This is a genomic window from Porphyrobacter sp. TH134, assembly GCF_002855495.1.
Lineage (GTDB): Bacteria > Pseudomonadota > Alphaproteobacteria > Sphingomonadales > Sphingomonadaceae > Erythrobacter.
Map to the genome: position 1 here is coordinate 34,995 of NZ_PKRO01000027.1, position 6,938 is coordinate 41,932.

General features: G+C 64.2%; 9 protein-coding genes. 8 read left to right on the forward strand and 1 reads right to left on the reverse strand.

Features of this window, described 5'->3' with window-relative positions:
- Window positions 1-117 precede the first annotated feature (117 nt).
- From rpsU to C0V72_RS11730, 7 genes are all read left to right on the forward strand, one after another.
- Window positions 118-324: a 30S ribosomal protein S21 gene (rpsU, locus tag C0V72_RS11700; protein ID WP_017664771.1), complete on the forward strand. Its 207-nt coding sequence runs from the start codon at window positions 118-120 to the stop codon at window positions 322-324.
- 136 nt (window positions 325-460) lie between these two features.
- Window positions 461-1,075 carry an FKBP-type peptidyl-prolyl cis-trans isomerase gene (locus tag C0V72_RS11705; RefSeq protein ID WP_101794319.1) on the forward strand — a complete coding sequence of 205 codons (615 nt, stop codon included), beginning with the start codon at window positions 461-463 and terminating at the stop codon, window positions 1,073-1,075.
- Window positions 1,076-1,089: 14 nt separating this feature from the next.
- Complete coding sequence (gatC, locus tag C0V72_RS11710; protein ID WP_101794320.1) at window positions 1,090-1,392, forward strand: Asp-tRNA(Asn)/Glu-tRNA(Gln) amidotransferase subunit GatC; 303 nt, start codon at window positions 1,090-1,092, stop codon at window positions 1,390-1,392.
- A gap of 124 nt (window positions 1,393-1,516) precedes the next feature.
- Window positions 1,517-2,998 carry an Asp-tRNA(Asn)/Glu-tRNA(Gln) amidotransferase subunit GatA gene (gene gatA / locus C0V72_RS11715; protein WP_101794321.1) on the forward strand — a complete coding sequence of 494 codons (1,482 nt, stop codon included), beginning with the start codon at window positions 1,517-1,519 and terminating at the stop codon, window positions 2,996-2,998.
- On the forward strand, window positions 2,995-3,153 hold the full coding sequence (locus C0V72_RS11720) for a glutamyl-tRNA amidotransferase (RefSeq protein WP_233999919.1): 159 nt from the start codon (window positions 2,995-2,997) through the stop codon (window positions 3,151-3,153). Before gatA ends, C0V72_RS11720 begins: the two co-directional genes overlap by 4 nt.
- Window positions 3,150-4,646, forward strand: a complete 1,497-nt coding sequence (gatB, locus tag C0V72_RS11725) for an Asp-tRNA(Asn)/Glu-tRNA(Gln) amidotransferase subunit GatB (RefSeq protein WP_101794323.1) — start codon at window positions 3,150-3,152, stop codon at window positions 4,644-4,646. The genes C0V72_RS11720 and gatB overlap by 4 nt, the downstream gene beginning before the upstream one ends.
- Window positions 4,647-4,660: 14 nt before the next feature.
- Window positions 4,661-5,119 (forward strand): tRNA (cytidine(34)-2'-O)-methyltransferase, encoded by a 459-nt coding sequence (locus C0V72_RS11730; protein ID WP_101794324.1) that lies wholly within the window; start codon window positions 4,661-4,663, stop codon window positions 5,117-5,119.
- Here the strand turns inward: C0V72_RS11730 and C0V72_RS11735 are convergent.
- Window positions 5,116-5,871: a class I SAM-dependent methyltransferase gene (locus C0V72_RS11735; RefSeq protein WP_101794325.1), complete on the reverse strand. Its 756-nt coding sequence runs from the start codon at window positions 5,869-5,871 to the stop codon at window positions 5,116-5,118. The two genes, C0V72_RS11730 and C0V72_RS11735, sit on opposite strands and share 4 nt — an antisense overlap.
- Window positions 5,872-6,111: 240 nt before the next feature.
- Here C0V72_RS11735 and C0V72_RS11740 point away from each other — a divergent pair, with 240 nt between their 5' ends.
- Complete coding sequence (locus C0V72_RS11740; protein WP_101794326.1) at window positions 6,112-6,873, forward strand: hypothetical protein; 762 nt, start codon at window positions 6,112-6,114, stop codon at window positions 6,871-6,873.
- The last annotated feature ends 65 nt before the right edge of the window (window positions 6,874-6,938 follow it).

A 6,938-nucleotide genomic window follows, 5' to 3' on the forward strand; every position in this document is an offset into this window, starting at 1 on the left:
GGCGGTCCTGCAAAGGAATCGCCCGCGTATCATTGGTGTTTCACAGGCAATTCACCGCGTATCCCCGCATGATTCGGGCGGGCTCTGGCGTTTGGAAAATTGAGGTAGTCGTCGTTTATGCAAATCATGGTTCGCGATAACAATGTCGATCAGGCCCTGCGCGCGCTCAAGAAGAAGCTGCAGCGTGAAGGCGTTTATCGCGAAATGAAGCTGCGTCGCCACTACGAAAAGCCGTCGGAAAAGCGCGCCCGCGAAAAGGCTGCTGCCGTGCGCCGCGCCCGCAAGATGGAGCGCAAGCGGATGGAGCGCGACGGGAGCAAGTAATCCCGTTGCCAGGCAGGTTTCCGGATACGGAACTGCTTGAATCCCCTTTTCCGATCAGTCATCAGGGCGCGGCTAATTCCCGCGCCCTTTTGCCGTCATTATCCGGCGCCATGTCGCCGCCCAGCAGGACCGTACCATGACCGAGATTACCCGCGTTCCGATCAAGCCCGTCGCCAAGGGCTCGCTGACCAAGCTGTGGATCGGCGTGATCCTGGCCGTGCTGGTGGGGGCGGGTCTCGCCTGGGCCGCCGTGCCGCGCGGGTTGAATATCGATACTGAGGTCGCCGGCACCGGGCCGCTGCCGCAGATGGGCGAGGTCGTGTGGGTCAAGTACAAGGGCAAGCTGGCCGCTGACGGCACGATGTTCGACGAATCGCAGAACATTCCGCTCCCCGTGCAAGGCCTGTTCCCCGAAGGCACGCCGTTCCCGCTGGAAGAAGGCGCGACCGTGCCGGGTTTCTTCCAGGGGCTTCAGCAGATGCAGAAGGGCGGCAAGTACACGCTCTTCATCCCGGCCGATCTGGCCTATGGCGCCACGCCGCCGCCCGGTTCCCCGATCCCGGCCAACGCCGATCTGGAGTTCGAGATCGAGGTGATCGACATCATGAGCCGCGATACCTTCGACCGCAATCTCAAGCTGCTTCAGCAGACCATGCAGTCGCAGATGGGCCAGCAAGGTGGTGCACCGCAGGGCGCGCCGCAGGGGGCACCGGCGCCTCAGGCTGCGCCCGCGCCTGTTCCAGGCCAGTAAGGGGCGCGCTGAGCATGTCGGTGGACAAGGCAACCGTGGCCAAGATCGCCAGCCTCGCGCGCATCCGCATGGATGATGCGGCGCTCGAACAGATGGTGCCGGAACTGAACGGCATCCTCCAATGGGTCGAACAATTGGGCGAGGTGGATGTGACCGGGATCGAGCCGATGGCGGCAGTGATCCCCAACACGCTGCGCCTGCGCGCCGATGTGATCGACGCCGATCCGCTGACAGGCGGCGGGCGGCAAAGCGATGTTCTCGCCAATGCGCCCGCGGCAGAGCACGGCTTTTTTGGCGTGCCCAAGGTGATCGAATAAGGGGCGAGCGCTTGCGCTTCTTCCCGTTCGCCCTGCGCTTGTCGAAGGGCTGCCTTTCTTTCCGTGCGACGGTCGAGGATAAAAGACAGGGCTTCGACAAGCTCAGCACGAACGGAGTTTGCTAGTGACCGAACTGACCTCTCTCGGCGTAAAAGACCTCCGCGACGGTGTGCGCGACGGCAGCTTCACCGCGCGCGAAGTGGCAACCGCGTTCAACGCTGCCGTGGCTGATGCCGCCGCATTGAACGCCTTCATCGTCACCACGCCCGATCACGCCCTGGCTGCCGCCGACACAGTCGACGCCGCACGCGCTGCGGGCGAGCCGCTGGGCAAGATGGCGGGCGTGCCGATCGGCATGAAGGATCTGTTCGCCACCCATGGCGTGCAGACCACGGCTGCCAGCCACATCCTTGAAGGCTTCACCCCCCGCTACGAATCCACTGTTTCGCAAAAGCTGTGGGATGCAGGCGCGGGGATGCTGGGCAAGCTCAACCTTGACCAGTTCGCGATGGGCTCGTCCAACGAGACGTCCTATTTCGGCAACGTCACCTCGCCGTGGAAGAAGGCCGGCTCAAACGCCGCCATGTCGCCCGGCGGCTCCTCGGGCGGTTCCTCCGCCGCCGTTGCCGCGCGCATTGCGTCTGCCGCGACCGGGACCGATACCGGCGGCTCGATCCGCCAGCCCGCCGCCTTCACCGGCATCTGCGGGATCAAGCCGACTTACGGCCGGTGTTCACGCTGGGGCATCGTCGCTTTCGCCTCCTCGCTCGATCAGGCCGGGCCGATGGCGCGCAGCGTCGAGGATTGCGCGATCATGCTGGGCGCGATGGCCGGGTTCGACCCGAAGGATTCGACCAGCCTCGATATGCCTGTGCCCGATTGGGAAGCCGCGCTCAGCAGCGACCTGCGCGGCAAGAAGGTCGGCATCCCGCGCGAATACCGGATGGAGGGCACCGATCAGGCGATCCTCGATTGCTGGGAACAGGGCAAGGCATGGCTGAAGGACGCAGGCGCCGAGATCGTCGATGTCTCGCTGCCGCACACCAAATACGCGCTGCCCGCCTATTACATCGTTGCGCCCGCCGAAGCGTCGTCCAACCTCGCCCGGTATGACGGGGTGCGTTATGGCCTGCGCGATCTGCCTGAGGGCGTGGGCCTGCAAGACATGTACGCTGCCACCCGCGCCGCCGGGTTCGGCGACGAGGTCAAGCGCCGCATCCTGATCGGCACCTATGTGCTCTCGGCCGGGTTCTATGACGCCTATTACACCCAGGCGCAGAAGGTCCGCGCACTGGTCGCCCGCGATTTCGCGCTGGCCTTTGAACAGTGCGACGTGATCCTCGCCCCGACCACGCCGACGGCCTCGTTCCCCTTGGGTTCGATGAACGAAGACCCGCTGACGATGTATCTCAACGATGTCTTCGCCGTGCCTGCCAGCCTCGCGGGCCTGCCTGCGATGAGCGTGCCCGCGACGATCAACGCCGATGGCCTGCCGCTCGGCCTCCAGCTGGTCGGCCGCCCGTTCGACGAGCAGGGCGTGCTCAACGCAGGCCTCGCGATCCAGCAGCGTGCCGGGTTCATGGCCAAACCGGAGAAGTGGTGGTGACCCCCGATACCGCGCTGTGGCTTGCCGGGATCGGCATCGCCCTCGCGGTGCCGGTGACTTTCATGGTCGCCAACTGGGTCAGAAAACACGTTGATCACGGCGAAATGCGCTTCGGGCCTGACGGCAAGGTGATCGAGGACGAGGAAACGAAATGAGCAACTACCGCATTCAGGGTGCCACGGGTGAATGGGAGGTCGTGATCGGCCTTGAAGTCCACGCGCAGGTCACCTCGCAGTCCAAGCTGTTCTCGGGCGCGGCGACCGCGTTTGGCGCGGAGCCGAACTCGCAGGTCTCCCTCGTCGATGCTGCGATGCCGGGGATGCTGCCCGTGCCGAATGCCGAATGCATCCGGCAGGCGGTGCGCACCGGCATGGCGATCGAGGCGCAGATCAACGCGTGGAGCCGCTTCGACCGCAAGAACTACTTCTACGCCGATCTTCCGCAGGGCTACCAGATCAGCCAGCTCTACCACCCGATCGTGGGCGAAGGCTCGCTGCTGATTGAAGCGGACGAGAAGGCGGGCATTCCCGAGGACAAGGTCATCGGGATCGAGCGCATCCATGTGGAACAGGACGCGGGCAAGCTGATGCACGATCAGCACCCGACCATGTCCTATGTCGACCTCAACCGTTCGGGCGTGGCGCTGATGGAAATCGTTTCCAAGCCGGACATGCGCTCGCCCGCCGAAGCCGGGGCTTACCTGCGCAAGCTGCGGGCCATCCTGCGCTATGTCGGAAGCTGCGATGGGAACATGGAAGAAGGCTCGATGCGCGCCGACGTGAACGTTTCGGTGCGTAAGGCGGGCGAGCCCTTCGGCACCCGGACCGAGACCAAGAACGTGAACTCCGTGCGCTTCGTCATGCAGGCGATCGAGCATGAGGCGATGCGCCAGGTCGATGTGCTCGAAAGCGGGGGCACCATCGTGCAGGAAACCCGCCTGTTCGACCCCGGCACCGGCACCACGCGCACGATGCGTAGCAAGGAAGACGCGCACGATTACCGCTACTTCCCCGATCCTGATTTGCTGCCCCTCGTTCTGGAGGAAGACTTCCTCGCCGAATGCCGCGCTTCGCTGCCCGAATTGCCGGATGCCAAGCGCAAGCGTTACGTCGAAGTGCTGGGTCTCACGCCCTACAACGCGCGCGAGCTGACCGCCGAGGTCGAGACCTTTGCGCGCTTCGAAACGCTGCTGGCTGAAACCGCTACGGTCACGGGCAAGGATGAAGCCAAGGTCGCCACGCAGGTCGCCAACTGGTCGCTCTCGGTCGCGCCGGGCGTGATGAAGGCGCTCAGCGATGACGCTGACCCCGCCAACGCCACAGCCGCCGCGCAGGCGAGCATCCTCGCGATGGCCGACAAAGGCGAAATCAGCGGCGGTCAGGCCAAGGAGATCTTCGAGATCGTGCTGAAGACCGGCCGCGACCCCAACGAGATCGCCGATACGGAAGGCCTCAAGCAGGTCAGCGACACCGACGCCATCGAAGCCGCGGTCGACGCGATCATCGCCGCCAATGCCGACAAGGTCGAACAATATCGCGGCGGCAAGGAGGCCCTGTTCGGCTTCTTCGTGGGCCAGACCATGAAGGCGATGCAGGGCAAGGCCAATCCGGCGGTGGTGAACCAGCTGCTCAAGGACAAGCTGGGCTGAGGCGAAGCGCCCGCGTGGGGCTCTCCATCGTCCTGATCCAGCCCGAAATCCCCGGCAACACCGGGGCGGTGGGGCGCACCTGTGTGGCGCTGGGACTGGAGCTGATCCTGATCCACCCGCTCGGGTTCGACATCAGCGACAAGCGGGTCAAGCGCTCGGGCCTCGATTACTGGCCGCACGTCCACCTGACCGAATATGCCAGCTGGGCCGCGTTTCTCGAAGCGCGCGCCCCGCGGCCCGACCAGTTGTTCCTGTTCGAGGAATTCGGTGCGCGGTCTTTCTACGAGCCTGACTATCCCGAGGATGCTTTCCTCGTTTTCGGGCAGGAGACCAAGGGCATTCCCAAACCGATCATCGGGCAGCACCCGGACCGCCTGTTCAAGCTGCCGATGCGTTCCGATGTGATCCGGTCATTGAACCTTGCCAACACCGTGTCGGCGGCGGCCTATCAGGCGCTGAGAGGCAAGCTCTAGGCGTCCGGGCTTTGCGCGCGGCGGCCCACCAGCAGGCCCTTGGTGCCCGCGCCTTCATAATGCCATGCAAAGTCGGGCCAGGCCTTCTTCCACCGCCGCGCCACATAACGCTCACCCGGGCGCGCGGCATCATCCAGCAGCACCATGCCGCCCGGCGCAATGCGGGGGAACAGGCGTTCGGCCATGCCGCGGGCAAAGGGGTGGACGGCCCAGGGCGGGCCGTCGATCACCAGCAGATCGATGGAACCGGGCACATCGGCAAGATCATACCACAGCCCCGGCCAACGGGCATCGCGCTGCACCAAGGGCGCGTGGTGGAACGCGGCGGTGCAATCATTCTCGGCCAGCCAGCCATCCATTGCTGCAACAAACGGCGCGTAGCTGTCGTAGGAATGCAGCCGTCCACCGCCGTGCTGGGCCAGCGCCTTGGCGATCACCAGCGAGGTTGCGCCCGATCCCAGCTCCAGCACGGTGGCGGGCCGGGTGGTCTCGATGGTGTCGACGATCCGGTGCAGCAGATAGGTATCCGCCTTCCAGCTCCCCAGATGCGGCAGCGCGTCCGGTGCCAGCCCCAGCCGTTCCAGCAGGGCCTGCTTCTGGGCCTGCGTGCCGCCATAGAGACTGCGCAGCAGCCACGGCCACTGGACCAGGCCAAAGGCAATCTGGAACACCTGCTCGCCGCGCGTGCGGCGCGCAGCCAAGTTGGCGTCGCTTTGCTTGGCAAGCAAGCCGGTCAGCAATTTGGTGGTCATGCGTTTGGAAATCTCAGCTGGTGCGAGGGGACCGTCGCCGCCTTGGACGCGCTGCCGCCTGCGTTCAATCGGATAATCGTCGAACACTTGTGCGGCAGGTCTGCGGTCAGTCAGAGCGTTGCTGGCATGGGCTTAACTGCGCTGGATTAACCACCTTGTATAGGATTGTGGTTTGGAGCAGTAAGTTGACGGAACAGACGGTGCGGCACGCGATCGAGCCGCGCCGATTGGGAGGGGCGAATGAAATTTTCTGTGGAATTGCGCTGTGTTGCAGCAGCCCTTGCGCTGTGTCTGGCAGGCACCGCGCGGGCTGAAACCCTGCGCAACGATGATGTGGTTGCACTGCTTGAAGCAGGGCTGGGCGAAGAGGCGGTGATCGCCAAGATCGAAACCAGCGACGGCGATTTTGTGACCGACACCAAGACCCTGCTCGCGCTGCGGGCCAAGGGCGTGCCAAGCCCGGTGATTGCGGCGATGGTGAAAAGTGCGAACGGGACAATCCGTTACAACGATACCTCGCCCGATCCTACGGTGCCGCACACGCCGGGGTTTTACATGCTGGACGAGGCCGCGGGCCAGCCCAGAATGCTGAAGATCGATCCGATCGCTTCGACCCAGACCAAGACCGGCGGGATTTTGGGCTATGCGCTGACGGGCGGGATCGCTTCGGCCAGTCTCAAGGCCGTGCTGCCCGGTGCGACCGCGCAGACCCAGACAGGCGCGCGTAAGCCGACCTTCTATGTCTTCTTCGATGCGCCCGGTGATAACCAGTCGGCCGTGTTTTCAACCGGCTTCGGCAATGCGGTCATCAGCCCCAACGAATTTTCGCTGATCAACCTGATGGAGAAGAAAGAACGCCGCGAAGCGCGCGTTGGCAGCCTGAATATCGCCGGATCAAAAACCGGCGTGATGGACAAGGACCAGGTGCCCTTCTCGTATGAACAGGTGACCCCCACCGTTTACAAGATCACGCTGTTGAAGGACAGTTCACAGGAGCCGTAAGGCGACATCCAGCTTTACGAGGTGTCGCCTTGGCCTGATCGATTTCCCGGCGGATGGTCTTCCGG